At 69.4% G+C, this 26,411-nt stretch carries 28 protein-coding genes; 14 read left to right on the top strand and 14 right to left on the bottom strand.

Annotated features, from left to right (window positions below; all coding sequences use genetic code 11):
- The first annotated feature begins 22 nt into the window (after positions 1-22).
- Positions 23-2,164, top strand: coding sequence for a helicase-related protein (locus tag MKK67_RS22440; RefSeq protein WP_243969584.1), 2,142 nt, complete (start codon positions 23-25; stop codon positions 2,162-2,164).
- 65 nt (positions 2,165-2,229) lie between these two features.
- Here the strand turns inward: MKK67_RS22440 and MKK67_RS22435 are convergent, their stop codons facing one another.
- Positions 2,230-4,545, bottom strand: a complete 2,316-nt coding sequence (locus MKK67_RS22435; RefSeq protein ID WP_243969582.1) for a TonB-dependent siderophore receptor — start codon at positions 4,543-4,545, stop codon at positions 2,230-2,232.
- Between the two features lie 114 nt (positions 4,546-4,659).
- Between MKK67_RS22435 and MKK67_RS22430 the strand changes: the two genes are divergently transcribed.
- Positions 4,660-5,061: a GntR family transcriptional regulator gene (locus MKK67_RS22430; RefSeq protein ID WP_243969580.1), complete on the top strand. Its 402-nt coding sequence runs from the start codon at positions 4,660-4,662 to the stop codon at positions 5,059-5,061.
- 15 nt (positions 5,062-5,076) lie between these two features.
- Here MKK67_RS22430 and MKK67_RS22425 read toward each other — a convergent pair whose 3' ends face one another.
- On the bottom strand, positions 5,077-5,793 hold the full coding sequence (locus MKK67_RS22425; protein ID WP_243969578.1) for a FadR/GntR family transcriptional regulator: 717 nt from the start codon (positions 5,791-5,793) through the stop codon (positions 5,077-5,079).
- Positions 5,794-5,975: 182 nt separating this feature from the next.
- Here MKK67_RS22425 and MKK67_RS22420 point away from each other — a divergent pair, with 182 nt between their 5' ends.
- The 4 genes from MKK67_RS22420 (at position 5,976) to metB (ending at position 10,693) form a co-directional block, all read left to right on the top strand.
- On the top strand, positions 5,976-8,045 hold the full coding sequence (locus MKK67_RS22420; protein ID WP_243969577.1) for an FUSC family protein: 2,070 nt from the start codon (positions 5,976-5,978) through the stop codon (positions 8,043-8,045).
- A complete protein-coding gene (locus tag MKK67_RS22415) occupies positions 8,039-8,233 on the top strand; it encodes a DUF1656 domain-containing protein (RefSeq protein ID WP_243969575.1) in 195 nt (64 codons plus the stop codon). Before MKK67_RS22420 ends, MKK67_RS22415 begins: the two co-directional genes overlap by 7 nt.
- An 8-nt stretch (positions 8,234-8,241) precedes the next feature.
- Complete coding sequence (locus MKK67_RS22410) at positions 8,242-9,150, top strand: HlyD family secretion protein (protein ID WP_243969573.1); 909 nt, start codon at positions 8,242-8,244, stop codon at positions 9,148-9,150.
- 379 nt (positions 9,151-9,529) lie between these two features.
- Positions 9,530-10,693, top strand: a complete 1,164-nt coding sequence (gene metB / locus MKK67_RS22405) for a cystathionine gamma-synthase (protein ID WP_243969571.1) — start codon at positions 9,530-9,532, stop codon at positions 10,691-10,693.
- Positions 10,694-10,702: 9 nt separating this feature from the next.
- On the opposite strand, the gene MKK67_RS22400 is transcribed toward metB, so the two are convergent.
- Positions 10,703-11,479 carry a hypothetical protein gene (locus tag MKK67_RS22400; RefSeq protein ID WP_243969569.1) on the bottom strand — a complete coding sequence of 259 codons (777 nt, stop codon included), beginning with the start codon at positions 11,477-11,479 and terminating at the stop codon, positions 10,703-10,705.
- Positions 11,480-11,691: 212 nt separating this feature from the next.
- Here MKK67_RS22400 and MKK67_RS22395 point away from each other — a divergent pair, with 212 nt between their 5' ends.
- The 4 genes from MKK67_RS22395 to MKK67_RS22380 all read left to right on the top strand — a co-directional run bounded on the left by MKK67_RS22395 (position 11,692) and on the right by MKK67_RS22380 (position 15,870).
- A complete protein-coding gene (locus tag MKK67_RS22395; RefSeq protein ID WP_279601777.1) occupies positions 11,692-11,979 on the top strand; it encodes a lysozyme inhibitor LprI family protein in 288 nt (95 codons plus the stop codon).
- 79 nt (positions 11,980-12,058) lie between these two features.
- Positions 12,059-12,844 carry a LamB/YcsF family protein gene (locus tag MKK67_RS22390; protein ID WP_243969567.1) on the top strand — a complete coding sequence of 262 codons (786 nt, stop codon included), beginning with the start codon at positions 12,059-12,061 and terminating at the stop codon, positions 12,842-12,844.
- Positions 12,845-12,940: 96 nt separating this feature from the next.
- Positions 12,941-15,286, top strand: coding sequence for an Orn/Lys/Arg decarboxylase N-terminal domain-containing protein (locus MKK67_RS22385; RefSeq protein ID WP_243969565.1), 2,346 nt, complete (start codon positions 12,941-12,943; stop codon positions 15,284-15,286).
- Positions 15,286-15,870, top strand: a complete 585-nt coding sequence (locus MKK67_RS22380) for a GNAT family N-acetyltransferase (RefSeq protein WP_243969563.1) — start codon at positions 15,286-15,288, stop codon at positions 15,868-15,870. The genes MKK67_RS22385 and MKK67_RS22380 overlap by 1 nt, the downstream gene beginning before the upstream one ends.
- Positions 15,871-15,886: 16 nt before the next feature.
- On the opposite strand, the gene MKK67_RS22375 is transcribed toward MKK67_RS22380, so the two are convergent.
- The 3 genes from MKK67_RS22375 to MKK67_RS22365 are packed head-to-tail and all read right to left on the bottom strand — an operon-like array spanning position 15,887 to position 17,719.
- Positions 15,887-16,477 (bottom strand): YceI family protein, encoded by a 591-nt coding sequence (locus MKK67_RS22375; RefSeq protein ID WP_243969561.1) that lies wholly within the window; start codon positions 16,475-16,477, stop codon positions 15,887-15,889.
- On the bottom strand, positions 16,474-17,082 hold the full coding sequence (locus tag MKK67_RS22370) for a cytochrome b (RefSeq protein WP_243969559.1): 609 nt from the start codon (positions 17,080-17,082) through the stop codon (positions 16,474-16,476). The genes MKK67_RS22375 and MKK67_RS22370 overlap by 4 nt, the downstream gene beginning before the upstream one ends.
- A gap of 28 nt (positions 17,083-17,110) precedes the next feature.
- On the bottom strand, positions 17,111-17,719 hold the full coding sequence (locus MKK67_RS22365; RefSeq protein WP_243969557.1) for a YceI family protein: 609 nt from the start codon (positions 17,717-17,719) through the stop codon (positions 17,111-17,113).
- A gap of 124 nt (positions 17,720-17,843) precedes the next feature.
- Between MKK67_RS22365 and MKK67_RS22360 the strand changes: the two genes are divergently transcribed.
- Together MKK67_RS22360 and MKK67_RS22355 are read left to right on the top strand one after the other, a co-directional pair.
- On the top strand, positions 17,844-18,791 hold the full coding sequence (locus tag MKK67_RS22360; RefSeq protein ID WP_243969555.1) for a LysR family transcriptional regulator: 948 nt from the start codon (positions 17,844-17,846) through the stop codon (positions 18,789-18,791).
- A 184-nt stretch (positions 18,792-18,975) separates the two neighbouring features.
- Positions 18,976-19,338, top strand: coding sequence for a hypothetical protein (locus MKK67_RS22355; protein WP_243969553.1), 363 nt, complete (start codon positions 18,976-18,978; stop codon positions 19,336-19,338).
- 480 nt (positions 19,339-19,818) lie between these two features.
- On the opposite strand, the gene MKK67_RS22350 is transcribed toward MKK67_RS22355, so the two are convergent.
- From MKK67_RS22350 to MKK67_RS22335, 4 genes are all read right to left on the bottom strand, one after another.
- Entirely contained in the window at positions 19,819-20,361 is a 543-nt protein-coding gene (locus tag MKK67_RS22350; RefSeq protein WP_243969551.1) for a hypothetical protein, read from the bottom strand.
- A 295-nt stretch (positions 20,362-20,656) separates the two neighbouring features.
- The gene (locus MKK67_RS22345) at positions 20,657-20,872 is read right to left on the bottom strand and encodes a hypothetical protein (RefSeq protein ID WP_409568137.1); all 216 of its coding nucleotides are present in this window, start codon (positions 20,870-20,872) and stop codon (positions 20,657-20,659) included.
- A 299-nt stretch (positions 20,873-21,171) separates the two neighbouring features.
- The gene (locus MKK67_RS22340; RefSeq protein ID WP_243969549.1) at positions 21,172-21,531 is read right to left on the bottom strand and encodes a DUF4406 domain-containing protein; all 360 of its coding nucleotides are present in this window, start codon (positions 21,529-21,531) and stop codon (positions 21,172-21,174) included.
- 3 nt (positions 21,532-21,534) lie between these two features.
- The gene (locus tag MKK67_RS22335) at positions 21,535-22,137 is read right to left on the bottom strand and encodes an NUDIX domain-containing protein (RefSeq protein WP_243969547.1); all 603 of its coding nucleotides are present in this window, start codon (positions 22,135-22,137) and stop codon (positions 21,535-21,537) included.
- A gap of 112 nt (positions 22,138-22,249) precedes the next feature.
- Between MKK67_RS22335 and MKK67_RS22330 the strand changes: the two genes are divergently transcribed.
- Positions 22,250-23,005, top strand: a complete 756-nt coding sequence (locus MKK67_RS22330) for a DeoR/GlpR family DNA-binding transcription regulator (RefSeq protein ID WP_243969545.1) — start codon at positions 22,250-22,252, stop codon at positions 23,003-23,005.
- Positions 23,006-23,052: 47 nt separating this feature from the next.
- Here the strand turns inward: MKK67_RS22330 and MKK67_RS22325 are convergent, their stop codons facing one another.
- The gene (locus MKK67_RS22325; protein WP_243969543.1) at positions 23,053-23,781 is read right to left on the bottom strand and encodes a hypothetical protein; all 729 of its coding nucleotides are present in this window, start codon (positions 23,779-23,781) and stop codon (positions 23,053-23,055) included.
- Positions 23,782-23,941: 160 nt separating this feature from the next.
- Between MKK67_RS22325 and MKK67_RS22320 the strand changes: the two genes are divergently transcribed.
- Positions 23,942-24,193: a hypothetical protein gene (locus tag MKK67_RS22320; protein WP_243969541.1), complete on the top strand. Its 252-nt coding sequence runs from the start codon at positions 23,942-23,944 to the stop codon at positions 24,191-24,193.
- A 22-nt stretch (positions 24,194-24,215) separates the two neighbouring features.
- Here the strand turns inward: MKK67_RS22320 and MKK67_RS22315 are convergent, their stop codons facing one another.
- The 3 genes from MKK67_RS22315 to MKK67_RS22305 form a co-directional block, all read right to left on the bottom strand.
- Positions 24,216-24,527 (bottom strand): hypothetical protein, encoded by a 312-nt coding sequence (locus MKK67_RS22315; protein ID WP_243969539.1) that lies wholly within the window; start codon positions 24,525-24,527, stop codon positions 24,216-24,218.
- 15 nt (positions 24,528-24,542) lie between these two features.
- Positions 24,543-25,802, bottom strand: a complete 1,260-nt coding sequence (locus tag MKK67_RS22310; RefSeq protein ID WP_243969537.1) for a Zn-dependent hydrolase — start codon at positions 25,800-25,802, stop codon at positions 24,543-24,545.
- 87 nt (positions 25,803-25,889) lie between these two features.
- The gene (locus MKK67_RS22305) at positions 25,890-26,120 is read right to left on the bottom strand and encodes a hypothetical protein (protein WP_243969535.1); all 231 of its coding nucleotides are present in this window, start codon (positions 26,118-26,120) and stop codon (positions 25,890-25,892) included.
- Between the last annotated feature and the right edge of the window lie 291 nt (positions 26,121-26,411).

The following is a 26,411-nucleotide window of genomic DNA, read 5'->3' as shown; positions in this document are numbered from 1 at the left end:
TGCTGCGGCCGAAGGTGAGTCCATGGCGCGCAAGCGTCTCCGCCCCACGATCGTCTACCTGTCCGAGGCCGTGGCGCGGCTCGGGCTCTCTCCCGATTCCATCGACCTGGAAACCCTGCGCGCCGATCTCGAACTGCCCGAATTCGGCGCCGAGGTCGACGACGAGCGGGTCGCGGAGGTGCTGCGCGCCCGCCAGAAGGCCCGGGCCTTCGCCGAGACCGGCGTCCCGGCGGTCCGGAAGGCCATCCCGGCCCTCAGGGCTGCCATCCTGCGGGACCGCCGGGTGATCTGGACCATCCGGACCGAGATCCCGCTCCTCGATAACGGCCGCCTGGACCTGCGGATCGACAGCGCACCGGACCCGGCGGCGGCCGAGATCCTGGCCCGCATGGCGGCCCGGAACGACCCGGCGTACCGCATCGAGGCCCTGCGGGCGGCGGTGGCGGAGCGCACCGCCGAGGTCACCTGGACCCTGGCCAAGCCGGTCGAGCACCTGCGGGCGCAGATCCTCCAGGACCTGCGCGAGGTCGGGGCCGACGCCCCCGCCTATATCGCCCATCTCGATCGCTCGCTGCGCTCCCGGGTGTTCAGCTTCGGGCCGAAGCTGGCGCGCTCATTGAACGACACGCTCACCCCCGTGCGCCGCCACGCCAAGGCAGTGGCAAGCGAGGGCTCGCGCCTGCGCCGCCTGCGCGATCAGGTCGGGTTCGGCGCCTATATCGAGCGCTTCAGTGCCGCCCGCCGGCTGAACCGGCGGATCCTGTTCCACATGGGGCCGACCAATTCCGGCAAGACCTACGCCGCCCTGCAGATGCTGACGGCGGCGCCCACCGGCACCTACCTCGCCCCCCTGCGGCTGCTGGCCCTGGAGAATTACGAGGCTCTGCGCGAGCGCGGCCTCCGGGCCGGCATGGTCACCGGCGAGGAGGTTTTGGGCGAGCCGCAGCCGACCCACACCGCCCGCACCATCGAGACCGCCGACCTGACCCGCCCGATCGACGTGGCGGTGATCGACGAGATCCAGATGCTGTCGGATCCCGATCGCGGCTGGGCCTGGACCAACGCCCTGTTCGGCGTGGCCGCCCGGACCGTGATCGTGTGCGGCTCCGACGACGCCCTGGCCTATGTCCGCCGCGCCGCCGAGGCTGCGGGCGAGTCGCTGGAGGTGATCCCGTTCACCCGCAAGTCGCCGCTGCTGCTGCTCGACGAACCGGTCCCCCTGGAGAAGGTCGAGCCGGGGGACGCGGTCGTGGCGTTCTCGCGCCGGGCCGTGCACGAGAACCGCGAGATCTTGGTCGCCCGCGGGCACCGGGTCGCGACCATCTACGGCGCCCTGTCGCCGGAGGTGCGGCGGGCCGAGGCCACCCGCTTCCGCACCGGCGAGGCCAACGTGCTGGTCACCACCGACGCGATCGGCATGGGGCTCAATCTCGGGCCGCTCCGGCGGATCGTGTTCTCGACCGTGCGCAAGTGGGACGGCACGAAGGAGCGCGGGCTGACCAATTCCGAAATCCGCCAGATCGCCGGCCGGGCCGGCCGCTACGGCCATCAGGATGTCGGCTACGTGGCGGCGACGGAGGCGATCGCCGTCGAGCCGATCCGGATCGCCCTCTCGGGCGCACCGACGGCGCCGGCGGCCGATTCGCGCTTCTTCGTCCGGCCCGACCTCGGCGCGATCCGCTCGGTCGCCGAGGAGATGCAGACCCAGAGCCTCCACGAGGTGCTGACGCATTTCGCCCGGGCGACCTTCTACGCCGGCTCGCCGTTCCAGCCCTCGGCCCTGGAGGAAATCCTTGATGTCGCCCGGACGGTCGACCGGGCACGGCTGCCGATCGAGGAAAAGTTCGCCTTCTCGGTCTGCCCGATCAACCGGCGCGACGAGATCGCCATGGGCATGCTCGAGCGCTGGAGCCAGGCCCGGGCCGCCGGCACCACGGTCCCGGCCCTGCGGGCGAACCTGACCGGGGAGCTCGACTACCAGGAGCGGACCGTGCGGCTCGCCAGCGCCTATCTGTGGCTGTCGCGTCGCTTCCCCGACACGTTCGACGACGTCGAGGCGATCCGGCACATGCGCGGCCGCGCCAACGACGCCATCGAGCAGCACCTGCGCGAGACCGCCACCCGCAAGGCCGAGCGCCGCACCCGGCGGGCGGGCACGCGGTAGCGCATCATCCCGAAAGGTGGTTGCCGGCTTTCGGGAAAAGATGATGCGAAATAACGACTTAAAACTCACCAGCGGTAGCCGAGGCTGGCGATGACGGTCCGGCCGTTGCCGTAGAAGCAGCCGCCCGCCGCGAAGCAGGAGGCGAAATAGGTCCGGTCGAACAGGTTCGCGGCGTTGACCGAGGCCTGCCAGCCCGCCAGCCCCGGATCGGCGGCGCCGAGATCGTAGCGGACGCCTACGTCGATCAGGGTCACGGGCGGCACCGAGAAGCTGTTGGCGGGATCGCCGGCGCTCCGGCCGATGGCGCGGATCCCGCCGGCGAGGCTGAGGCCCGCGAGCGGCCCGCCCGGGAACCGATAATTCGCCCAGAGCGAGACCAGCTGATCGGGCACGGCCACGAAGCGCTTGCCGACGATCGCCGGGTCGCTGTCCCTGCGCACGGTGGTGTCGAGGTAGGTATAGGCGCCGATCAGATCGAGGCTGTCGGACAGGGTCGCGCGGGCCTCGAACTCGATGCCGCGCGAGCGCACCGCGCCGGTCTGGACGCTGTAGAACGGATGCGCTGGGTCGGCGGTGGCGACGTTGTCCTGGGTGATGTCGAAGCCCGAGACGGCGACAAAACTCTCCAGGCCCGGCGGCTGGTACTTCACCCCGGCCTCGGTCTGCCGCGCATGGGTCGGCTTGAACGGAGCGCCCGAAAAGCCGGTGCCCAGCGTCGGCTCGAACGACGTCGCGTAGCTCGCATACGGCGCGAGGCCGCTGTCGAACAGGTAGGCGGCGCCGACCCGGCCGGTGAAGGCCTGGTCGTCCTGGCCAGATGTCTGCGTCGTCAGGTGGCTCGCGGTGTCGAGGAAGGACCAGTCCTGCCTTCCCCCGATCGTGACCGCCCAGTGATCCAAGCGCATCTGGTCCTGGGCGTAGAGTCCGACGCGGTTCCAGTCCTGACGGGTGCGCGGGAGCGCAGCCGGAAGGGCGAAGGGCCGGCCGTAGACCGGCGCTGCGTAATTGATCGCCGGCACCGGGCCGAAGCCCGAGGCGTTCACGTCCGCCCGGGAGCCCTGATAGCCGAGCCCGAGCAGGATTGTATGGCCGATCGGCCCGGTGGCGAAGTCAGCCTGCGCCTGATTGTCCAGGGACAGGCCGTCGACCGCCTCCCGCGACCAAGAGGCCGAGCGTTCGAGCAGGCTCGAAGTCGCGCCGAACGGGGCGAAGTAGTTGATCGCCACGCCTTCGAAGCGGGTGTTGATATGGGCGTAGCGTAGGTTCTGGCGGACGGCCCAGGTCGCGTCGAAGCGATGCTCGAAGGCGTAGCCGATCATCGCCTGCTGGCGGTCGTAAGTGTCGAAGCCGGGCTCCCCCGGGAAGAAGCGGCGCCGGATCCGCCCGGCCGGGCTAGGGAACAGGGTTCCTTCGGCCGGCAGCCAGCCCGCAAAATTGTTGTGCGGATCGTTTTGGTAGAAGCCGAGCAGGGTGAGATGCGTGTCGTCGTCCGGCCGCCAGGCCAGCGCCGGCGCCAGCACGAGCCGCTGCTCCTTGGAAAAGTCGGGCTGGGTGTCGACCCGGCGGCCGAGGCCGTTGAGGCGATAGGCCCAGCTGCCGTCCTCGGTGATCGGGCCGCCGAGGTCGAAGGCCGCCTCGGCGCGGTTGCGGTTGCCGGTGGTGAGCGTCACGGCATGGAACGGCTGCTCGGTCGGCCTCTTGCTGACCATGGCGATGAGGCCGCCCGGGCTCGCCTGCCCGTAGAGCACCGAGGCCGGCCCGCGCAGCACCTCGACGCGCTCCAGCACGGACGGATCGATGACCTGGGCCGCCCAGTTGCCGCCCTTGACCAGCGGCAGGCCGTCGAGGATCTGCGGATTGGTCGCGCTCGCCGCGAAGCCGCCGAAGCCGCGCAGGAACACGCTCTCCAGCACGCCGCCGACCCGCGTGTCGGCGAACACGCCCGGCGTGTAGCGCACGCTGTCGCCGACGCTCCGGGCCGCCTGCTGGTCGATCTGCGCCCGGGGGATCACTGACACCGCCTGCGGCACCGCGATGAGGGGCGTGTCGGTCTTCGTGCCCGCGGCCGTGACCCGCGCCACGAGGCTGGGGACCGAATCCGTGCCGGTGATCCCGCCGCCGCTCACCGTGAGGGCCGGCAGCGCGATCTCCGCGCCTTCGCCGCCACGCTTGGGAGCGGCCCGATTCCGAGCAGCCGAGAGCCGGTCCGGCTCGTCGCCCGAGGGCGCGTCGGTCAGCGGCCGGGACTCGGCGCGGAGGTCCGCCGGGGCGAGGCACAGGATCAGCGCCAGTACCGCGCCGCTCGTCCGGCAGCCCCGACCGGGAGGCCACGGCCGATCGAACATGGCGGGGGCGTTCCGGTGCAGCGGGCGCGGAGACATGGTCGAGCTCCTGTTTTCGGGAGCCCAGCGCTACGGCGATTGCTCAGGTCGGTCAACAAAGGTAGGATGATTGGATGAAACTATCTTTTAGCACCATTCCAAGGCGTTCTGGTCATGGACCGCGAGTCGTTCACCCTCCACGATGTCTCGACCTTCCCCATCGTCCGGCTGCGGAATGAGGCGGCCTCCTCTCCCGGCCACGCCCCCACTTGGTGCGCGGAGATGGATCGGCTTCTGGCCAGCCAAACACCCTTCGCGCTCATCTACCCAGCCCGCCGGACCGACGAGCCGCATGACGACCGGGTCGCCCGGGGGCTCTGGCTGAAGCGGAACAAGGCGGCCCTGGCGGCGCGCTGCCGGGCCTTGATCGTGGTCGAGCCCGACCCGGATCGACGCCAGGCGTTGGAGGCGGCCTTTCCCAGCCTGATCCGCGCGTTCGGCACGCCCCAGGCCGCCTGCGCCACGGATCGGGATGCGGTTTCGCTCGCCAGGCAGGTTCTGGGGGCGGAGGGCTAACGAAGCCGGGGGCGATCAGCCGCCGGAGGCGGCGGGCGTCTCGACGCTCGCGAGGGCGTCGAGGATCGGTCCGACGATCGCCCGGGCGGCCTCCGCCGCGCCAGGCTCGTCCCGGTCCCGGATCGCGTCGACCAGCCGGCGATGGGCCGCGAGGTCCGGCTCGGGCAGGGTCAGGTCGGCGAGCGCCGTGCTCGTGCTGCTGTGCAACGACAGAGCGAAGTAGCGATAGAGTTCCGCGAGGGCGGCGTTGTCGCCGCATTGCGCCACCGCGACATGGAAGGCGATATCGCGCTCGATGAAGCCGGCGAGATCGCCGTCCCGGGGGCGTTCCCCCCGCGCTTCCAGCAAGGCTTCGAGCCGCGGCAGGTCGTCATCGCTCCGCCGCGCCGCGGCCCGGCGCGCCGCCTCCGTTTCGAGGAGCGCGCGCAGCTCGAAATGGTCGCGCAGGCTCGCATGGGTCACCCGCCGCATGATCTCCGCCGGGTCGACGTTCAGCCGGACATAGGTCCCGTCGCCCTGCCGCACCTCCAGCACCATGGCGTGGGAGAGCACCCGCACGGCCTCCCGCACGGTGTTCCGCCCGACCTGGAGCATCTCGGCGAGTTCCGCCTCCTTCGGGATGCGGGCGCCGACCTTCCAATGGCCGCCCTCGATCTGCTTGCGGATGAGATCGATGGTCGAATCGACCAGGGAGCGTCGCGGGATCTGGGGAAGAGACGGGATGGTCGCCATGCCACGCTCATACGGGCGGAAGACGGATCATCCTACCTCTCGTCACGCGGGTTGACGAAGGCAAGACAAAAGATAGGATGATCCTACTTTAGTGCCGTCATCAAGCCAGCGATGAGCCGTTCATCAGTTCGATCCAGGATCGCACGCTCATGCATCGCGGCCGCCCGAGCCGCTGTTGCCGCATGACCGGCCAGGCCGCTCACCCATCGCCGCGTGCCGTCGTCTTTTTGCGGAGCGCCCGTGAGCGCCTCCTCGCCATCGACATCCTGACGCCCCGGGGAGGCCACGTCGCGCGCTCGACCGGTGCAGCGATTCTCGCCCTCGGCGTCGCGTTCGGCCTGCAACTCGAGACGCCCTACTCGGCGGCCTCGACGGTCCTGCTGGTCGCCAACGCCAACCAGGGCGCGGTTCTCGCCAAGGGTGGATGGCGCCTCGTCGGCACGGTGATCGGCGGCGTGGCCGCGCTCGCCCTCATGGGCCTGTTCATCCAGGCGCCCGTCCTGTTCATCCTCGGTTTTGCCCTCTGGCTCGGCCTCTGTACCGCCGGGGCGACGCTGCTCCGCCACTTCCGGGCGTCCGGCGCGGCGGTAGCCGGCTATACGGTCGGCCTTGCCACGTATGGCGCATTGGAGATGCCCGAGCGGGCGCTGGATGCAGTGCTGGGCCGTACGGCCACCGTCGCGGTCGGCGTGGTCTGCCTCGGGGTGGTGGCGGCCCTGTTCAGCAAGCGTGCCACGCGCAGCGCGCTCGACACGGCTCTGATCGGGCAATGCGGCACGGTCGCCGGCCTCGCCCTGGAGCGGCTGCGCAGCGAAGAGCGGGCGCATGGGCTGCCGACCGCGCCTCAGATCGCCGGCCTCTTCGCGATCGACGATCTGCTGGAACTGAGCCGAGCCGAGTCCCCGGACATGGCGGGGTGTGAAGGCGCGGTGCGCGACACCATCGCGGCCCTGTTCGGCGCGCTGCTGGGCACGCCGGACCTGTGCGCCGTCGATCCGCAGGCGCCCCGGGATTGCGTCGCGGCGCACCGGGACGTCGTCGCCGGACTGCCGCGGATCCTGGCCCTGATCGAGGCTCGGCGCTTCGCTGACGCGCTCGACCGGATCACCGCGTTGCGCGACGCCCTGCTGGTGCGCGTGGGCCGTGCCGAAACTGCGGAGACCGGAACACCCGCCCCCTTGATCGCGCTCGACCGGCTCGTCGCGTTCGTCGAAGATTACGGGTCGGCGCTGTCGGGAATGGCGCGGCTTTATGGAAGCCGACCGATCCCGGCGCGGTCGTTCCGGTTCCATCGGGACTGGGGGGCGGCGACCGAGAACGGCCTACGCTCGGCGCTGGCGATCCTGCTCGCGGGCGCCTTCGGGATCGCGACCGGCTGGAACGACTGGTCGCTCCTGCTGCTCATCCTCGCCCCCTATTCGGTCCTGCTCGCCATGACCGGCAATCCGGCGGCAGGCGCCGTCGCGTTCATCCACGGTACGATCGTGGCCGTGCCGACGGCCTTCGTCTGCGCCTTCGGCCTGATGCCGAGCGTGCAGGGTTTCCCGCTGCTGATCGCGGTGATCGCGCCGTTCTGGATGGCGGGCCTCTACGCCACCACCGTGCCGCGCCACGCGCCGGCCGGGCTCGCCTACCTGGTCGCGTTCAACACCCTCATTGGCGCGACCAACCCGATGGTGTTCAGCGTGCCGGCCTTCCTGAACCAGGCGTTCGGCTGGGTGGCGGCGGTCTTCGTGACGCTTCTCGTCTTCCGCCTGCTCTTGCCGCACGATCCCCGGCGGCAGGCGCACCGCATCCAGGCAACTCTGCGCCGCGACGCGCTGGCCCGCCTGGAGGCGGACCCGCCCGAGCCTCGGCACGTCTGGGAGCATCTCCAGCATCACCGGCTGGCCCGCATCACCCTGAGCCTCCGGGCCGATCCGGCTGCGGCGGCCATGATGACGGCGGACGGAATCGCAGCCCTGCAGGTCGGGCGCGCGGCGATTCGAGCCCGCGCCGCGGCTCGACACCCCACCGCACCGGCGCTCCTGCGCACGATGACCCGGCAGGCCCTGGCCGACGCCGCCCGGTCGCCGCGACAGGCGCGCGACATCCTCGCGGCGGCAGCCGCCGAGATCGCCGCGCGGTCGATCGAGGATCCTCGCGCATGGCCGGCGGCGCATCGGGTCGCCGCCTGCCTGACCGACATGGCGATGCGGCTCGAAGCCCATCCGGACCGGTCCTCCGGCCGGCACCGGAGCGCCCCATGCTGAGCGAGGTCGCCATCGGGGGCGTCTACCTGCCGCCCATCCTCGTCTACCTCGTCGCGGCGATCCCGGTCTTCACCGGGCTTCGCGCCGTCCTGGCCCGCACGGGGGTGCTGCGCTTCGCCTGGCATCCGGCGCTGCTGGAATGCGCGGTGCTGCTCGCGACGGTGGCGCTCCTCATCCTGTTCGTCTGAGTGCCGCCATGACGGTCCTGAAGCGCCTGCTCCGCCCCTTGCTGACCCTGGCCGTCGTCGCCGCTACGGTGGTGCTGCTCGTGGCTTTGTGGCGCGCCTACATGCTCGCGCCCTGGACGCGCGACGGGCGGGTCAGCGCCGAGGTGGTGCGGGTCACGCCCGAGGTCTCGGGTACGGTCGTCGACGTGCGCGCCGTCGACAACCAGTTCGTCCATCGGGGCGACATCCTCTACGTCATCGACCCGCACCGCTTCCGGCTGGCGCTCGACGGCGCGCAGGCCGTGGTCCTGGCCAGGCGCGAGGATGCGGCGCTGAAAGCCGCGACGGCGCGCCGACGCAACCAACTGGCGCCGGGTGTCGTGGCCCCGGAAACGATCGAGTTGGCGAACGGCATGGCGGCGATCGCGCACGCTGATCACGATGCGGCGCTCGCCGCAGCCCATGTCGCGCAGATCAACCTCGATCGCACCACGATCCGGGCCCCGGTCGACGGCTACGTCACCAACCTCCGGCTGCGGCCGGGCGATTATGCGACGGCCGGCATCACCCGCGTCTCGGTGATCGATGCGGAGGGATTCTGGATCACCGCGTATTTCGAGGAGACCAAGCTGTCCCGGATCGCGATCGGCGCCCGCGCCGAGATCCGCCTGATGGGCTTCGCGCCGCCCGTCTCCGGGCACGTGGACAGCATCGGACACGGCATTGCCGACACCAATGAAAGCCCGGATCATCTCGGCCTGCCGAGCGTCAATCCGGTCTTCACCTGGGTGCGGCTGGCGCAGCGCATTCCCGTCCGGATCCACATCGACGCGGTGCCGCCGGGCGTGACGCTCGCGGCGGGCATGACCTGCAGCGTGGCCGTCGGCGAAGCCGCTGCCGGAGGCCGGCTGCTGTCCCGGCTGGATTTCCTGCCGTAACGCGGCCTTGGCACCGGGCAGCGGCAGACGGTGGACGCGCTGAAGGCTGTCGGAGCCTGTTTGACCGCAGGATCCCAATCTCCCCATCATCCTGAAGTGCCTGCGCGAGCAGGCCTCGAAGGAGCCCTCCAGGGATCGCGCGGCTGGCTGGAGGGCTCCTTCGAGGCCTCCGCTTCGCTCCGTCGCCTCAGGATGAGGGCGAGGATGGGAAAGACCGGTCAAACAGGCTCTCAGAGGTCGGATCGTTCCCGCGGACAATTCGCCCTCGGTTCGCCGCCACCGTTCTCTTGAAAGCCTGTTCCGTTCGCCATAAAGAACGCACGTACCAGCCGGCCAGTCACGCGTGCCGGCTCGATTCCGGCGCAGGAAGGAACAGCCGATGCCCGAGGGACTCGATGCCCGCACCATCGCGGCGACCAACGGAGTGGCTCAGGATACGGCCTTCGGGGCCGTGATCGCGCCGATCCATCTGTCGACGACCTTCAAGTTCCCGGCCTTCGAGCAGCCCGGCCCGTACGATTACTCCCGCCTCGGCAACCCGACCCGCGACCAGCTCGCCGACACGATCGCCAAGCTTGAGGGCGGCGCCCGGGCCGTCATGGTGTCGAGCGGCATGGCAGCCCTCGACCTCGCCCTGTCGAGCCTCTGTCCCGGCGACCTGCTGGTCGCGCCGCATGATTGCTACGGCGGGACGCATCGGCTGCTCAGCCTGCGTGCCGCCCGCGGGCAGTACCGCGTGATCTTCGTCGACCAGACCGACGAGGCGGCCCTGGCCGCGGCGCTGGCCGAAAAGCCCAAGGTCGTGCTGGTCGAGACGCCGAGCAATCCGCTGATGCGGGTGGTGGATGTCCGCCGGGTCACCGGCCAGGCCAAGGCGGTCGGCGCACTGGCTGTTGTCGACAACACCTTCCTGTCGCCGGCGCTGCAGCAGCCGATCGCCCTCGGGGCAGATCTCGTCGTCCACTCCACCACGAAATTCCTCAACGGCCATTCGGACGTGATCGGTGGGGCCGTGATCGCCGCCGAGGCCTCGGTCGGCGACGAACTCGCCGCCTGGGCGAACACGATCGGGGTCACGGGCTCGCCGCTCGACGCCTACCTGACGCTGCGCGGCATCCGCACCCTGTTCGTCCGGGTGGAGCGCCAGCAGCAGAATGCGGCGCAGCTCGCGGCCTTCCTGGAGGCGCATCCGGCGGTGAGCCGGGTCCATTACCCGGGCCTGTCGAGCCATCCGGGCCACGCCATCGCCAAGGCGCAGCAGGCCGGGTTCGGCGCCATGCTGAGCTTCGAGCTGGCCGGCGGCCGCGCCGCCGTGAAGATCCTGGTGGAGAGCCTACGGGTGTTCACGCTGGCCGAGTCGCTGGGTGGGGTCGAGAGTCTGATCGCGCACCCGCCGACCATGACGCATGCGGCGATGGATCCCGAGGCCCGCACCATCGCGGGCATCACCGACGGGTTGCTGCGCCTGTCGATCGGCCTCGAAGCCGTGGACGATCTTCTGGCCGACCTGTCCCGCGGCCTTGAGGCGGTCAACCGGGACTGAGCCGGCCGCTCACTCCTCCTCGACCACGCTGAACCCGGACTCGTCCTCGACCACCCGGTACCGGGACAGCCGCAGGGTCTGGGAGCGCTCGGCCGCCTCGTCCCGGCATTTCAGGACGTGCGCGGTCCGGTTGACGACTTGGAGGTTCGGCACGCCCCAGTAGCCGAGCAGCTCCGGCCAGGGCGCGTCGCGGTGCTCGCGCCAGACCCGGTAGAGCGGCAGAGCGTGGTCGACCTCGGCGGTGCGCAGCAGCCGCTTGCCGGAGGCCTTGCAGCGATGCCCCTGGTGGCGCTTCAGCACTTTGACCTGCTCGTGCGGCGCGATCCAGAACTTCCAGGCGGCGACACAGGCCGCGTGCCAGGCGGCCTTACCGTTCGGTACGCCCTGCCCCCAGAGGTCGCGGTGCCAGCCGAAGCGGTAGACCGGCTGGCCGCAGATGCAGCAGGCGCCGCGACCGCGGGCGAAGGCCAACTCGCGAAACGGGGCCGGCGGCACCCGGAAGCTCGCCGGGCGGCCGCCGGCACCGCCCTCGCCGAGCTGCCAGGTCCAGCCCTCCGGCGTGCCTGAGCGCGCCGCCAGGGCCCGGGCCAGCCGGTCGGCCCGCAGGATGTGGTTGCGCCAGTAGCTCTCCACCGCCAGCCGCGGGGTCGGCGGGATCAGCGGCCGCGTCAGGGCGTGGTGCAGCACCGGGGCCGGGAAGATCGACGGCAGGGCCCGCTCCAGTCGGGCCTGGGCCTTGGCGTTCTTCAGGTCGCGCCAGCTGGATGTCGTGATCGAGACCGTCATGCCGGGCCGTGCTAGCGCGCGACGCGCGGGAAGGCGACGGCATCCGGGCCACAGGTTCGGGCTGGTAGGCTTAAAAAAGTGTTTCCCGTGAAACATCGGCGCGGGCGCATCGGCCGGTGCCTGAAGGCAGCCTACAGATCCACCGACATCGACAGCAGCCGACGGCCAAGCTGTGCGAGAACACCACCGCGACACCCGAGACCCAGGCCTAACTGCACAAGGCCCTCGACGCGGCCGACGCGAAGCTCAACACGGCCTACAAGAAAGCCCTGTCGAACATCGACCAGGACGAACGCCCGCAGGATTCCAAGGCGGCCTGGAAGACCCAGTTCATGGCAGCTCAGCGCGCCTGGATCGCCTTCCGGGACGCCGATTGTGGCGATCTCACCTTCAGCGAGTGGAACAACGGCAGCGGCATCACCGCTGCTCTCTACGCCTGCAAGTCCGACAAGACCGTCCAGCGGACCGACGATATTCTGAGCCGGTACCCGCTGCATTAGAGGGCCGCTTCCGTATCCCGAGACGCCGGCTGGTCCGACCCTTGAATGCGCGAAGCCGCCGCGCTTTCGAGGGACCCGGATGATCGTCGACCTGAACTGCGACATGGGCGAAGGCTTCGGCGTCTATCGCCTGGGCGACGATGCCGGGATGCTGGCGGTCGCCAGTTCGGCCAACATCGCCTGCGGCTTCCACGCCGGCGACCCGCTGGTGATGCACGAGACCCTGACGCTCGCCGCAGCGAACGGCGTGCAGGCGGGAGCCCATCCGGGCTTCCTCGATCTCTGGGGCTTCGGCCGGCGCCCGATCCACGGCGAGCGCCCGGCCGATGTCGAGAAGGCCGTGCTCTACCAGGTCGGCGCCCTGCTGGCGCTCGCGCAGGATGCCGGCTGCCCGGTGCGGCACGTGAAGACCCACGGGGCGCTCGGCAACATCGCCAACGAGGATGCGGACCTCGCCCTGGCGGTGGCCCGGGCGGTCCGAACGCTGGACCGCGACCTGATCTTCGTGGTGATGCCCGGCTTCGAGACCGAGCGGGCGGGCGAGCGGCTCGGCCTGCCCCTGGCCCGGGAGATCTACGCCGACCGGACTTACGCCGATAACGGCAACCTGGTCTCGCGAAAACTCCCGGGGGCGGTGCTGCACGATCCGGTCGAGGCGACCGGGCGCGTCGTGCGGATGCTGGAGGATCGCGCGATCCTCTGCCTGTCCGGGCGGCGCATCCCGGCCCGGATCGACAGCATCTGCGTCCACGGCGACACGCCAGGGGCCGTCGCGATGGCCGCGCAGGTGCGCGCCGACCTCACGGCCCGGGGGATCGCGATCAGGCCGATGGCTCAGGTGATCGGGATCTCGATCGGCGTCTGAGACGGCCGGTTTCCGCCGCCATCCGGCGCGCTGTCATGCAATCGTCGCAGATGGGCCAGAAAGCCACTCGCTGCTTGCAAGGCTGAGAGGGGCTCCATGGATTTCCACCGTCGCTTCACGGTTCTGATGTGCGCCCCCGCCTTCGATCCGGACGACCTGGAGGGCGCGCGGGTCGCCCAGATCGTGGCCGCGGTCGAGAATCGCGGCTTCGAGGTGGTGCGGGCCCGGCGCGTCGAGGACGCGGCCATCGCCGTGCAGACCGATGCCGCCATCGGCTGCATGGTGGTCGACTGGGGCAAGCGCGGCCTCGACGGCAAGGCCGCCGCGCTCATCGACATGATGCGCAAGCGCGGCCTGGAGATGCCGATCGTCATCATGGTCCGCCGCAAGCGGCTGGAGGACATCCCGGTCGAGCTCCTGGACTTCATCGACGGCTACATCTTCCTGGCGGAAGAAACCCCCGAATTCATCGCCCGCGGCCTGGTCAGCCGGGTGACGCAATATGCCCAGACCCTGAAGACGCCGTTCTTCGGCGCGCTGGTCGACTATGCCGAGAAGGGCAACCAGCTCTGGACCTGCCCGGGCCATAACGGCGGCATTTTTTATAACCGCTCGCCGATCGGCCGGATCTTCGTGGAGCATCTCGGCGAGGCGATCTTCCGCGACGACCTCGACAATTCGGTGCTCGATCTCGGCGACCTGCTGACCCACGAGGGTCCGGCGCTCAAGGCCCAGAAGGAGGCCGCCAAGATCTTCGGGGCGGAGAAGACCTACTTCGTCCTCAACGGTACCTCGGCCTCCAACAAGATCGTGCTGTCCTCGCTGGTGGCCGAGGACGATCTCGTTCTGTTCGACCGCAACAACCACAAGGCGGCCCATCACGGCGCCCTGTTCCTCGGCGGCGGCATCCCGATTTTTTTGGAAACGGACCGGAACGCCTACGGCTTGATCGGTCCGATCTATCATGAGGCCCTGGACGAGACGCGTATCCGCGAGAAGATCCGCCGCAACCCGCTGGTCACCGACCCGGAGGCCTGGCGCCGGGAGCGGCCGTTCCGGGTCGCGGTGATCGAGCAATGCACCTACGACGGCACGATCTACGACGCGCAGGAGATCCTGGAGAAGATCGGTCACCTCTGCGACTACATCCTGTTCGACGAGGCCTGGGCGGGCTTCATGAAGTTCCACCCGCTCTACGCGCGCCGCTTCGCCATGGGGCTCACCGGCCTCGACGAGACCTCGCCGGGCATCGTCGCCACGCAATCGACCCACAAGCAGCTCGCGAGCTTCTCGCAGGCCTCGCAGATCCACACCCGCGACGGCCATATCCGCGGCCAGACCCGGCGGGTCGAGCACAAGCGCCTGAACGAGAGTTTTCTGGTCCACGCCTCGACCTCGCCGTTCTACCCGCTCTTCGCCTCCCTCGATGTCGGCGCCCAGATGATGAAGGGGCGCTCGGGCATGATCCTGTGGGACGACACGATCCGGCTCGGGATCGAGTGGCGCAAGAAGGTCCGGGCGATCCGGCGGGAATTCGAGGCGCACGAGGCGGACCCGCTGCGGCGCTGGTTCTTCGACCCGTTCGTGCCGGACGTGACCAGCAACGCCGACGGGGCCGAGGTGCCGTGGGAGAAGGTACCCACCGACGAACTCGCCGCCGACCCGCGGCACTGGGAACTGAAGCCCGGTGCCCGCTGGCACGGGTTCACCCATGTCGCCCCGGGCTACGCGATCACCGACCCGAACAAGCTGACAGTGCTCACCCCGGGCTTCGACCGGCGGACTGGAGCCTATGCCGACCACGGCGTGCCGGCGCCGATCGTGGCCCAATACCTGCGTGAGAACCGGATCGTCGCCGAGAAGAACGACCTGAACTCGCTGCTCTTCCTGCTGACGCCCGGCGTCGAATCCTCGAAGGCCGGCACCCTGATCTCGGGCCTCGTCGCCTTCAAGCGGCTCCACGACGACAACGTGCCGCTGGAGGAGGCCATGCCGGAATTCGTCAACCGCCGGCCCAACCGCTACCGCGGGGTGCGCCTGCGCGACCTCTGCGCCGAGTTCCACGCCTTCCACCGGGAAGCCGGCACCTCCGCGCTCCAGCGCCGGCAATTCGCTCCCGAGCACCTACCCGAGATGGTGATGCCGCCCAAGAAGGCCGCCCAGATGCTGACCCGCAACAAGGTCGATTACGTGCCGATCGCCGAGGCCGAGGGGCGCATCGCCACGACCCTGATGCTGGTCTACCCGCCAGGCATCGGCACCGTGCTGCCGGGGGAACGCCTGGACGACCGCGCCAAGCCGATGCTCGACTATTTCAAGATGTTCGAGGCCTCGGCCAACCTGTTCCCGGGCTTCGAGGCCGAGATCCAGGGAGTCTACCGCGAGGTCGAGCCGGACGGGCGGATCCGCTTCCACACCTACGTCGTGCGGGACGGCGCCTGATGGAGATCGAGCCCGAGGAGGGCGCCCCGATCCCGGCCCGGCCGAGCCCGGACATCATCATCCGCGCCTCCTCGGACGCGGATGTCGAGGCCATGGTGGCGATCTACGAGCACCATATCGGCAAGGGCGTCGGCAACGTCGCCGATTTCGACGACGAGGCGCGCCTGCTGCCCGACGACCTGAAGCGGCGGCGCAAGACCATGCGCAAGAAGCGCCTGCCCCACCTCGTCGCCGAGCGCGGCGGCCAGGTGGCGGGCTACGCCTACGCGGTGCCGTTCCGGAAGCGACCGGCCTATCGCTACACCCTCAAGCACTCGATCTACGTGCATCCCGACCATCTCCATGCCGGGATCGGGCGCCGTCTCCTGCCGGCCCTGATCGAGGCCTGCGCGGCGGGCGGCTACCGGCAGATGATCGGCTACATCGACGCGCAGAACGCGGCGTCCTTACGCCTCCACGAGACCTGCGGATTCGCCCGCGTCGGCCTCCTGAAGGCGGTGGGGTTCAAGTACGGCCGCTGGTCCGACAGCGTGATGGTGCAGCGGGCGCTCGGCACCGGCTCCGAGGACCAGCCGGGGTCGTAGGAAGCGACGGGACCGGTCAGTGCCCGTCGGCCGGGGCGGACCGGGCCGTGGCGACGAGATCGATATCGACCCCGACTTCGAGGGCGACCCATTGTCCGGAGGCCCAGGCGCCCTGGCCGACACCGAAATCGGTGCGGACGAGCCCGACATGCCCGGTGGCGTGCGCTTGGGGCCCTTCGAGCGACAGGTGGAAGGGCAGCGTCAGCGGGCGTTTCGCGCCGCGGATCGTCAGCTCGCCGATGGCCTCGTAGTCGCCGCGACCCTTGTCGACGAAGCGGGTCGCCTCGAACCGGGCCTGGCTGGCGCTCGCTACGTCGAACCAGTCCTTCTGGGGCAGCGCCGTGTCGCGCTGGGCGTCGCCGGTGCGGGCGCTGCTCAAGTCGACCAGCACCGTGGCGCGGCCGGCCTCGGGCTTGGCGGGATCGAAATCCACCTTTGCCTCGAAGCGCTCGAAGCGACCGGAGAACGGCGTCCCGACCTGCACGCCCGAGAACCGGATCGCGCTTTTGGCCGGATCCACCGCCCACTCGGCGGCAGTGGCCGGACACGCGGCGCCCAGCAGACAGGCCGACAGGCACACAGCGGAAAGCAGGCGGCGCAGGGTCATCGGGTGGATTCCAGGGGCTCAGAGAGCGTCGCCAGGCGGCGGCCCGGCAGCATCCGCCACAGCACGCCGTCGCGCAGGATGAGATGGTGGCGCAGCGCGGCCGCGACGTGCAGCACCAGGAGTGCGGTCAGGAACCAGGCTCCGTAGGCATGGAGCGCCTTGAACAGCCCCTCCGCGGCCGCCGGGTCGGCGAGCAGCGGGGCGAGCGGCAGGTGCGGCCAGGGCACGAGCCCGTACAGCACGGTCGGGATGTTGAACGGCGAGAGCGAGACCACCGCCCAGCCGGTGAGCGGCAGCCCGATCAGGAGACCGTACAGGGCCCCATGCGCCGCCCCCGCCGCCCGGCGCTCGTGGGTCGGCATGCTCGCCGGATGGGGCGGCGGGCGGTGGGCCAGCCGCCAGGCGAGGCGCAGACCGGTCAGGATCAGCACCGTGATCCCGACCGACTTGTGCCACTGGTAGAGCGGGAACAGGCGCATCGGGCTTAAGCCCGCATGGGTCATGGTCAGGCCCATGCCGATCAGGGCGAGCACGCCGAGCGCGCTCGCCCAGTGCAGCAGGATGGCCACCGCGGAGTAGCGCCGCGCCGCTGCATCGGGTGCCATGGCCATCCTCCCGCCCCGGAGTTCCGGGTCAGTCCTGCCGCTCGAAGGCGCCCGCGATGGTCAGGTGCAGGTCGTCGCCGATCAGCGGCACGTAGGTCTTCACCCCGAACTCGGAGCGCTTGACCGTGCCGGTGGCGTCGAAGCCGACCGTGACCTTCTTGCTCAGCGGGTTCACGCCGGCTCCGATCAGGGTGACGTCCAGCGTCACCGGCTTGGTCACGCCGTGAAGCGTCAGGTTGCCGGTGACCTTCGCCTTGTCCTTGCCCTCGGGGGCGACCTTGGTGGAGACGAAGGTGATGTCGGGGTACTTGGCCGCGTCGAGCCACTGGTCGCCCTTCAGCTCGTCGGTGAGCTTGGCGCTGGTCGTGGTCACCGAGGCGACCGGGATCTTGATCGTGAGCTTCGCGGCCGCCGGGTTCTTCGGCTGCAGGTCGAGGGTCCCGGACACGTCCGAGAAGCCGCCGGCATAGTTCGAGAAGCCCATATGGGAGACCCGCCAGCCGACCTGGGTGTGATTCGGATCGACCGCGTAGGTGCCGGCCTGGATCTGGGCCGGGTCGCGGGTCGCCGGGGTCTGGGACAGGGCCGGGGTGGCGACGAGGAGGGCCAGAAGGCCGGAGGCGAGAAGCGACTTCAAGGGATTCTCCCAGATGAGGACGGCGGGTGTGACGGCCGATTGGGACGGCCGACTCGGTCCGGCGCACAGCCACGTCCCTCTAGACCCGTTCACGGCCGCGGTTGAGCCTGCTATCCGGAACCCCATGGTTGCGAAATCGGAAACCTTCCACGGCAGCCTCGACGACGTGCGCGCCTTCTGCACGGTCGTCGATCTCGGCACCGTCACGGCCGCGGCCGCGAGCCTGCGGGAGACCAAGGGCAGCGTCAGCCGGCGCCTGTCCCGGCTGGAGCAGGCGCTCGGCGCCCGGCTGATGGCGCGGACCTCGCGGGCGGTCTCGCCCACCGCGGAGGGGCTCGCCTTCTACGCCAAGGCCCATGAGAGCCTGGCGCTGCTCGACGCGGCGGCCGAGACCGCCCGCGACGCCCAGACAGTGCCGGCCGGGCACCTGCGCATGACCACCTCGATCGATTTCGGAATCGAGGTGATGCCGGAAATCATCGCGAGCTTCCGGGCGGCCTACCCGCAGATCACGGTCGAGATGCTGAACACCGATACCCGCCTCGACCTCGCGGCCAACCGGATCGACCTCGCCTTGCGGCTCGGCGGTGCGGAGGAGACCGGCTACCGGGCCGTCGTCCTGGCGACCCTGTCGGTGGCCCTCTACGCCGCCCCCGCCTACCTGCTGCGCCGCTCGGCGCCGACCGACCTGGCCGGGTTGCACGACCACGACCTGATCCTCCCCCGGGAGCGGACCGGCGGGGGCGCCCTCTCCATCACCGACGGGCAGGGCCGGGCCGAGCAGCTCGTCCTGAACCCCGCCATCCGGGTCAGCGACTTCTCCACCGTCCACCGCCTGACCCTGGTCGGTGCCGGGATCGGCCATATCCCGAGCCTCGTGGCCGCCCGGGCGGTCGCGGCGGGCCAGCTCGTGCGCGTGCTCGCCCCCTGGGCGAGGCGGGGGGCGGCCCTGCGCGCCGTGACCCTGGCCGGGCGCGACCTGCCGGCGCGGGTCCAAGTCTTCCGGGAGCACGTGCGCGCGGCCCTGACGCCGTGCGATGAGGAGACGCATTCACCAACGAATACAGTCTAAGATTGTATTTATGAACTATAGACACGCTATTGACGACACGGTCGAGACAATCTTACGGGTCCGTGTAAGGCGGCGTTGAGGGGCGCCGCGCATCATGGCCGGCAGCGGCATCCCGGGCCGCTTCGGTACGCGACCTCCCCGATCCCTTGCCCGGACGCATCCTCTTCTCGCGCGGACACCAGACATGCCCCTACGCAACCGGTGCCTGCGGCCCCTGCTCCTCGTCGGGACGATGGCCCTCGTAGGCCTGTGTGCGGCGCCGGGTTCGGCCTGGGCGACCTTGTCGAGCACGACCCGTATCGTCCTCCAGAAGGGGCGCCACTACGTGCCGACCGACCTGTTCCTGCGGCTGGGCGACACGATCACCCTGCGCAACGAGGACGCCAGCCAGAGCCACCACGCCTTCATCGAAGCCGACCGGTTCTCGTTCGATGCCGGCGATCAGGAGCCCGGCACCGAGACCCGGCTGGTCCTGGTCGAGCCCGGGGATTTCGTCATCCAATGCGGCATCCACCCGAAGATGAAGCTGACCATTCACGTGCAGTAGGGCACGCAGGGCTCAACGAGATGACAATCCGGTGTCTCTTAAGAGCTTGTTTGACCAATCATTCCCATCCTCAACCTCATCCTGAGGTGGCGTAGCGGAGCGGAGCCCTCGAAGGAGCCCTCCAGTCGGCCGCGCGATCCCTGGAGGGCTCCTTCGAGGCTGCTGCGCAGCACCTCAGGATAAGGGGATTGAGTGGGATTTCCGTCGATCAGGACCGTCATTCGGCTGCGATCGCGCAGTCTAAGGATGCTCTAAGAGCCTGTTTGACCGGTCTTTCCCCTTCTCGACCTCATCCTGAGGTGGCGTAGCGGAGCGGAGCCCTCGAAGGAGCCCTCCAGCCGGCCGCGCGATGCCTGGAGGGCTCCTTCGAGGCTGCTGCGCAGCACCTCAGGATGAGGGGACGATTGGGATACACGGCAGTCAGAACCGTCACGCGACTGCGATCACGCAGTCAAACAGGCTCTAAGAGCCGCCCCCGGCTCAGCCTTCGCTGTCGCGGCCGAGGCCGAGCCCGCGGATGAGATCGCCGATCGGATCGATTTTTTTGGAGTCTTGCCCGGGCGCTGGGGCCGAGACGGCGGGCTCGACGGTCGCCGTGCGGGCCAGGGCGGCATGGCGCAGGCGCGCCGCGTGACGGGTGTTGCGGTCCGCCGCCTTCGACCGATGCGTCGCGAGCGTGGTCCGGGATTTCTGGGCCGGGGCGATCATCTCGCTCGGCAGAGCTGGGGCCGTGGCGAGGCCGGCCGGCAGGGCGGTCATCTGCGGCGCCAGCAGGTCGGACGGGGTCGCGGCTGCGGTTTCGGAGACGCGCGGCTCCGGCTTGCTCACACCGGCCATCCGGGCCGGCGGATCCATCCAGCTCGACGGCTCGGCCGGCGCTGTCACGGTCCGGACCGGGCGCGTCTGCGCCTCGTAATTGCCCGGATGCAGAGTATGCGCGGCCACCACCAGCCCGAATACGGCGATCGCGGTCGTCGCGAGGGTGGATCTGTAGTGTTCCATGACGGCAGAACGAACAGCCAAGGTCATGGTTCCGCTTGGCCGAAGCTCTCGGCCGCGCGCGGAGTACGGGCAGCGGCTCTCAGCCGCGGCTGCAGGCAAGAAAAAAGGCCACTCCCGAAGGAGCGGCCCGAAGTCTAGGGAGGAAACGCCCAAGAAGGGCAGCGGGATCGCGACGCCATCGCCATCCCGCAGTGCAGAGATAGGCTACCGCAGTGCGGCATGCAACCGATCGGGAGTTGTTTCTGCATGCATGCGTGACACGCTCTGGTCGTCGAGATGCGCGTTCACACCATGGCTCGGGTCCCGCACGGCCCGATCAGCCGCCGTTCTGCGGCTCGTCATGCCCGATCAGCCGCTCGACCTCGGCCAGGGCGACGGCGCGGGCGGCGCCCTCCGAGGCGTGCGGACGGTACGATCCCCGGACCAGCTTGCCGCGGTCGCGGATCGCCCACGTGAAACGGCCCGGGTCATGCCGGCTCGGCCTGACCTCGACCGTATAGAGATGCCCGCCATTCGCACCCATGCCCCGCATGTGCGGAGTCCCGGCCGCCGGCCCAGGGGGTGCGACCGTGGGCGGCAGGCCGATCCCGAGCCCCTGTCCTGTCTGACGCGTCTTGCGTCAGCGGACACTGCCGGCGCGAGCGGTACCATCGTCACGTCCTACAGATATTTCGTCCCGATTGATCCTGTCCCAACGGCAATGAGATCAGGTCCCCGGTGCTGCAATCCGGTCCTCTAACGACCTAAGCAGCATCGCGTTGGCAGGCCAACGTTTCGCCCGCCTAGGGTTTTGATAGATTGCAGGTTTTCGACCAAAGCTGCGAAACCCGCTCAACCGGAGCAGCCGGGTACGTCCTCAAGGCGATAAAAAATCGGGATGCCTCGCTTCGTCGCGATGCGGACATCGTTATCCGCCCCCGTGGATGCCCCCGGAAGACGAAGTACCGCATCACAGAGCTCAAGGATTCGGCCCGCGGCAGGATGGAAGATCCGATCGTACAGTTCGTCTCCCGCGTGCTGTCCGCCCGCCGCTTGCCAAACTGGGAGGGCAATCCACTCGCCGATCATGGGCAGATGACCGGCCTCGAAGAGGGGCCAGGACACTGCCTCGAGCTGCCGAAGGTTCGCAGCCATCTTGGCGGGATCGTCATCCGTACCCGAGCGGTAAGGGCCTGCGATCAGGATCAGCATGAATCAGTTCCCCCCGGAAAGCGGGAACTTGAACAGGTTCAGAGCGGCATATTGCAGGAGCATGATCGTCTTGGCATCGCGGATGATGCCATCCTCGATCATCTTAAGTGCCTGATCGAAGCCGACCTCCAGAACTTCGATGTCCTCGCCTTCGGCTGCCAGTCCGCCGCCGGCGCGAACGCGATCATTGATGTGATAAGTCCCTACGAAAAAGAACATTTTCTCCGTCACCGAGCCGGGACTCATATAGGCCTCGAAAATTCGTCTGACGTTCCGGACCCTGAAGCCGGTCTCTTCCTCCGTTTCAGCGCGAATACGGTCTTCCGGGGTGGCATCGTCGAGCAGCCCGGCGGGCGTCTCGATCAAGAGGTCATCCCAGCCATTAACGAAGGCGGCGTATCGGAACTGGCGGATCAAGATGACCGTGAAGCGCTCCGGGTCATAGAGGAGAATCGTCGCTCCATTTCCTCTGTCGTAAGTCTCTCGGCTCTGTCGCTGCCATGTCTCATCGGTACGACGAAAACGAAAGGTCGTTTTTCTCAATACCGACCAATCGTCCGAGAGCACTCGCACGTCTTCAACGCGAATCCGATCCGCTACACTCATGGAACACCTCTCGACCGCACGAAACAGCACGGATTCGTATTAGGCTTTGCCATTTTCGCGAATTTCGTGCAATTTCGTTTAGAGTCAAGAAATTTCGCGCACGGACTGCCCCATGCTGACCTTGGAACGCAAAACCCACATCCTGAAGGCTCTGCAACGCGACGGGCGCATCGTCGCGAAGGCAGTCAGCCAGGAATTGGGGCTTTCGGAAGATACGATCCGTCGCGACTTGCGTGAGCTTGCAGGGCAAGGGCTGCTGCAACGCGTTCATGGTGGTGCATTGCCGGCATCGCCTGCGGTCGCCGATCTCGTGGCTCGGCAAAGTCTCTCACCGGAAGGCAAGACCGCGCTTGGCAGGGCGGCGGCCAAAATGGTCAAGCCTGGGCAAATAATCTTTCTCGACGGCGGCACGACCGCCATCCAGATCGCTCGACATCTCGACCCAAATCTCAAGGCCACCTTCGTTACCCATAGTCCGAACGTGGCGGTCGCGTTGGCCGATCATACCGGCATTGAGGTCGAGTTGATCGGCGGACGATTGTTTCGACACTCCATGGTCGCCGTAGGCGCAACCGCTGCCGAAGCCATCGCGCGTATCCGCGCCGACCTCTACTTTCTGGGAGTGACCGGCGTACATGCCGAGATGGGCCTCACGACCGGAGATCCCGAGGAGGCGGCGATCAAGCGTGCTCTGAGCCGGCAATCGGCCGAGACCATCGTTCTGGCCTCCCGAGAAAAGCTCGGCGCCGTCTCGCCGTTCCAGATCCAACAGCTGGCTGACATCGACGTTCTCGTTGTCGAGGGCGGCCTCCCGATGGAGCTGACCGACCCTTTTCAGCAGGCCGGCACCACCATCGCGTTCGCCTGAGGGCATCGGCCGTCGTCGCAACGGCCGACACCGCGCGGCAACGACAGCTACCGGGCTGGCCTTGAGCGACCGGTCTCGGGCCGATCCGGCGCGACCGGCCCTTCGGTCCGGGTGCCGAGCCAGACCACGTGCTTGGGGCCGCTGCCGCGGCCGCTGGCGTGGACCCGGGCCTCCTCGACCGCGAAGCCGGAGCGCTGCAGGCGGGACTTGAACTTCCGGTCCGGGGCGCCGGACCAGACCGCCAGGATGCCGGCCGGCCGCAGGGCCCAGCGGGCGCGCTTGAGGCCCCAATTGTCGTAGAGCCGGTCGTTGGAGCGGCGCATCAGGCCCTCCGGGCCGTTGTCGACGTCGAGCAGGATGGCGTCGTACTGGCCTGGCCCCGCCTGGATCAGCCGGTTCACGTCGGATTCCCGCACCTCGACCCGGGGGTCGTCCAGGCAATCGCCGAAGACATGGGCGAGCGGGCCGCGGGCCCAGGCGATCACGGCCGGGACCAGCTCGGCCACGACGACCCGCGCCTCCGGGCCGAGGCCTTCGAGCGCCGCCCGCAGGGTGAAGCCCATGCCGAGACCGCCGATCAGCATCCGGGCCCGGGGCCGGTCCTTCAGCCGCTCGCAGGTCATGGCGGCGAGCGCCGCCTCGGAGCCGCTGCGGCGGTTGTTCATCAGCTCGATCGTGTCGGCCAGGATCGAGAACTCGTCGCCGCGTTGCATCAGGCGCAGGTCGGTGCCGCCGCCCGGGACCGAGCCGGTGTCGAGATGAACCCAGGGTATCACGGACGTTTCCTTAGTTTGGCGGTTCGGCCGGTCGGGGACCGGCGGCACGAAAGATCACGGCGAGAGCGGGGCCGCAGGTGGGTTCGGCGCTGCGCGCGGTGCAACCCCCTGCGCGGCGGTGCCCCCTGCCGCGCGGGATCGCGGTGGCGTATCAGCACCTATGGCTAAGCGCATCAAGTCGAGACCCCAGGAACGGGGCTTCATTCTGTTCGACGTCGTCTTCGAGGACGGCTCCCGGGCTTCGAACCGGCGTGTCCCAGCCGAGATCCTCGGCGGCCTCGACGGCGACGAGCCGGCCCGGCAGATCATCGCCGAGCAGGAGGAGGAGATCGCCCTCAAGGCTGGGCGGCCCGGCCGCGAGATCCAGAGCCTGACGCGCTCGCCGATCATCAAGCCAAAGCCGATCGCCTGACCGGCCCCGATCAGACCGCGCCTCAGACCGCCCCTTCGACCACCTCCAGCGCCCGCAGGATCGCGAAGCCGATCCGCTCCGCCTCGCCCTCCGCGTCGGCGCCGGCCGGCAGCAGCGCCACGGTCTCCACCGCCTGCTCGTCCTCCGGGCCGATCACGATCCGGAACACGTCGCCCTCCTGGGCGGCCGGGTCGCGGATCAGGCCGACCCGGTGGCCCGCGGCCGCACCGAACAGGCGCATCGGCGGCAGCTCGGAACCGGGCTCCGTTCGCTCGGGCGGTGTAATGGTGCGGGGGGCACCGAAGGTCGGGCGGATGACGTTGTCGTCGGACATGCCGAACCAGCCTCCTCAGGAGCGCGCGATGCCGGCGGTGGCCAGCACCGCGTCGGCCAGCACCTCCATGCCGGCCCGGGCCCAGTCCGGCGTGATGCTCTCGGCCTCGTTGTGGCTGATTCCGCCGTGGCAGGGACAGAAGACCAGGGCCGCCGGCACCACGCGGGCGCAGTAGACGGCGTCGTGATAGATCGCGGTCGGCATCCGGGTCCAGGCATGGCCCCGCGCCTCGGCGGCTGCCTGGACCCGGTCGACCAGCACCGGGTCGAACGGGGTGAGCGGCGCGCGCCAGAAGTCTTCCACCCGGATCGCGACGCCGCGCTCGGCAGAAAGCGCGTCGGCCCGGGCCAAGATCCGCCCCCGCATCGCCTCCAGCTGCCCGGGATCGCCGTGGCGGGTGTCGAGGCTGAACCAGACCCGGCCCGGGGTGATGTTGCGGCTCGCGGGCTCGGCGGTCAGGACCCCGACGGTGGCACGGCCGCGCTCGCCCTCGGGGCCGACCGCCTCCCGCGCGATGTCCTCCAGGGAGCCGATCAGTGCCGCGGCGGCCATCATGGCGTCGCGCCGGCCGGCCATGGGGCTGCCGGCATGGGCCTCCTCGCCCAGCACGGTGATCTCGTACCAGATCTGGGCCAGCGCCCGGTCGACCACCCCGATGGTCAGGCCGGCATCCTCCAAGCGCTTGCCCTGCTCGATGTGCAATTCGAAATAGGCGCCGATCCCGCGAAGAGTCGCCGGATCCGCCTCCCCCTGCCAGCCGATCCGGCGCAGCTCTTCGCCGAAGACGTGGCCGGCGAGGTCGCGGGTTTCCATCACGTCGGCCTCCGGGACGATCCCCATGGCGACGCCGCTGCCGCTCATCGGCGGCGCGAAGCGCGAGCCCTCCTCGTTGCACCAGTTGATCAGCAGGAGCGGCGCCTCGGTCTCGATCCCGGCCTCGTGCAGGGCGCGCAGGATCTCCAGGCCGGCGAGCACGCCGAGCGGCCCGTCGAACTTGCCGCCGGTGGGCTGGGTGTCGAGATGGCTGCCGATGGCGACGGGCTTCCGGCCCGGGTCCCGCCCCGGCCGGTGGAACACCATGTTGCCGATCCGGTCCACCGTGAGGGTGAGCCCGATCGCCTCGCCCCAGCGCTGGAACAGGGCGCGCCCCTCGGCGTCCCGGTCGGTCAGGGTCTGCCGGTCGTTGCCGCCGTTGGGGAGCGCGCCGATCCAGGCGAGCTCCATCAGGCTGTCCCAGAGGCGGTCCTGCGAGAGCGGGAGGTTGGTGCGATCCATGCCCGTGTGATCCTCGCCTCGGTCGACCGTAGACCGGAGGCGGCGACGTTAGGCCGTGATCCCGCCCGGCACCAGGGCGGGTCGGCGTCAGAGGGTCGGGTCGGGGAAATCCTGCGCGTGCAGGCTCCAGATCGCCCGCCCATCCTCGGCCGAGACGTAGACCGCGTTGGCGCCGAGTTCGGCCAGGTCGAGATCGATCCGCTTGGCTGCCGCGACCGCGTCGGAATCGTCCTTCGCCGCGAAGGCGTGCCGGTACAGGTCCGGCCCGAGCATCCCGTCCGGCTCACGGCGGATCGCCCGGACAATGTATGTGCGCATCAACAGACCTGAAACGATATCGTATCCGAGCATATAGTGTCTTCATCACCGAAGTGGGTATGGGTTCGGCGACGGAGGGACCGCATCACGAAAAGCTTTACGCTGCGTGCATCCGGCACGAATGCGGCGGCGACGCCGTCGAAGAGCAGCATCCGTCGGCGATCGGATGCCGGAGACCCGTGACGACATGTCCGGGTGCGGATCGGCGATTGATCAGGATCGATCCCTGGACACACAACGTCGCGGCTGCATTGTCGCTACGGGTTGGCGGATATCAGGTGATCGACAGGC

This window comes from Methylobacterium sp. J-072, from assembly GCF_022829425.1.
GTDB lineage: Bacteria > Pseudomonadota > Alphaproteobacteria > Rhizobiales > Beijerinckiaceae > Methylobacterium.
The sequence above is the reverse complement of the archived record's forward strand: the minus strand, read 5'-3'. Positions and strand labels throughout refer to the sequence as shown.

Excerpts from the sequence above, each read along its gene's own strand:
- MKK67_RS22430 (WP_243969580.1), top strand. The coding sequence starts at position 4,660 with ATGGACCGCGAGTCGTTCACCCTCCACGATGTCTCGACCTTCCCCATC.
- MKK67_RS22315 (WP_243969539.1), bottom strand. The coding sequence starts at position 24,527 with ATGTCCGACGACAACGTCATCCGCCCGACCTTCGGTGCCCCCCGCACC.
- MKK67_RS22385 (WP_243969565.1), top strand. The coding sequence starts at position 12,941 with ATGGATTTCCACCGTCGCTTCACGGTTCTGATGTGCGCCCCCGCCTTC.
- MKK67_RS22345 (WP_409568137.1), bottom strand. The coding sequence starts at position 20,872 with ATGCGGGGCATGGGTGCGAATGGCGGGCATCTCTATACGGTCGAGGTC.
- metB (WP_243969571.1), top strand. The coding sequence starts at position 9,530 with ATGCCCGAGGGACTCGATGCCCGCACCATCGCGGCGACCAACGGAGTG.
- MKK67_RS22320 (WP_243969541.1), top strand. The coding sequence starts at position 23,942 with ATGGCTAAGCGCATCAAGTCGAGACCCCAGGAACGGGGCTTCATTCTG.
- MKK67_RS22305 (WP_243969535.1), bottom strand. The coding sequence starts at position 26,120 with ATGCGCACATACATTGTCCGGGCGATCCGCCGTGAGCCGGACGGGATG.
- MKK67_RS22400 (WP_243969569.1), bottom strand. The coding sequence starts at position 11,479 with ATGACGGTCTCGATCACGACATCCAGCTGGCGCGACCTGAAGAACGCC.
- MKK67_RS22310 (WP_243969537.1), bottom strand. The coding sequence starts at position 25,802 with ATGGATCGCACCAACCTCCCGCTCTCGCAGGACCGCCTCTGGGACAGC.
- MKK67_RS22390 (WP_243969567.1), top strand. The coding sequence starts at position 12,059 with ATGATCGTCGACCTGAACTGCGACATGGGCGAAGGCTTCGGCGTCTAT.
- MKK67_RS22440 (WP_243969584.1), top strand. The coding sequence starts at position 23 with ATGGCGCGCAAGCGTCTCCGCCCCACGATCGTCTACCTGTCCGAGGCC.
- MKK67_RS22330 (WP_243969545.1), top strand. The coding sequence starts at position 22,250 with ATGCTGACCTTGGAACGCAAAACCCACATCCTGAAGGCTCTGCAACGC.
- MKK67_RS22340 (WP_243969549.1), bottom strand. The coding sequence starts at position 21,531 with ATGCTGATCCTGATCGCAGGCCCTTACCGCTCGGGTACGGATGACGAT.
- MKK67_RS22435 (WP_243969582.1), bottom strand. The coding sequence starts at position 4,545 with ATGTCTCCGCGCCCGCTGCACCGGAACGCCCCCGCCATGTTCGATCGG.
- MKK67_RS22360 (WP_243969555.1), top strand. The coding sequence starts at position 17,844 with ATGGTTGCGAAATCGGAAACCTTCCACGGCAGCCTCGACGACGTGCGC.
- MKK67_RS22375 (WP_243969561.1), bottom strand. The coding sequence starts at position 16,477 with ATGACCCTGCGCCGCCTGCTTTCCGCTGTGTGCCTGTCGGCCTGTCTG.
- MKK67_RS22415 (WP_243969575.1), top strand. The coding sequence starts at position 8,039 with ATGCTGAGCGAGGTCGCCATCGGGGGCGTCTACCTGCCGCCCATCCTC.
- MKK67_RS22355 (WP_243969553.1), top strand. The coding sequence starts at position 18,976 with ATGCCCCTACGCAACCGGTGCCTGCGGCCCCTGCTCCTCGTCGGGACG.
- MKK67_RS22425 (WP_243969578.1), bottom strand. The coding sequence starts at position 5,793 with ATGGCGACCATCCCGTCTCTTCCCCAGATCCCGCGACGCTCCCTGGTC.
- MKK67_RS22410 (WP_243969573.1), top strand. The coding sequence starts at position 8,242 with ATGACGGTCCTGAAGCGCCTGCTCCGCCCCTTGCTGACCCTGGCCGTC.
- MKK67_RS22380 (WP_243969563.1), top strand. The coding sequence starts at position 15,286 with ATGGAGATCGAGCCCGAGGAGGGCGCCCCGATCCCGGCCCGGCCGAGC.
- MKK67_RS22370 (WP_243969559.1), bottom strand. The coding sequence starts at position 17,082 with ATGGCACCCGATGCAGCGGCGCGGCGCTACTCCGCGGTGGCCATCCTG.
- MKK67_RS22335 (WP_243969547.1), bottom strand. The coding sequence starts at position 22,137 with ATGAGTGTAGCGGATCGGATTCGCGTTGAAGACGTGCGAGTGCTCTCG.
- MKK67_RS22420 (WP_243969577.1), top strand. The coding sequence starts at position 5,976 with ATGACCGGCCAGGCCGCTCACCCATCGCCGCGTGCCGTCGTCTTTTTG.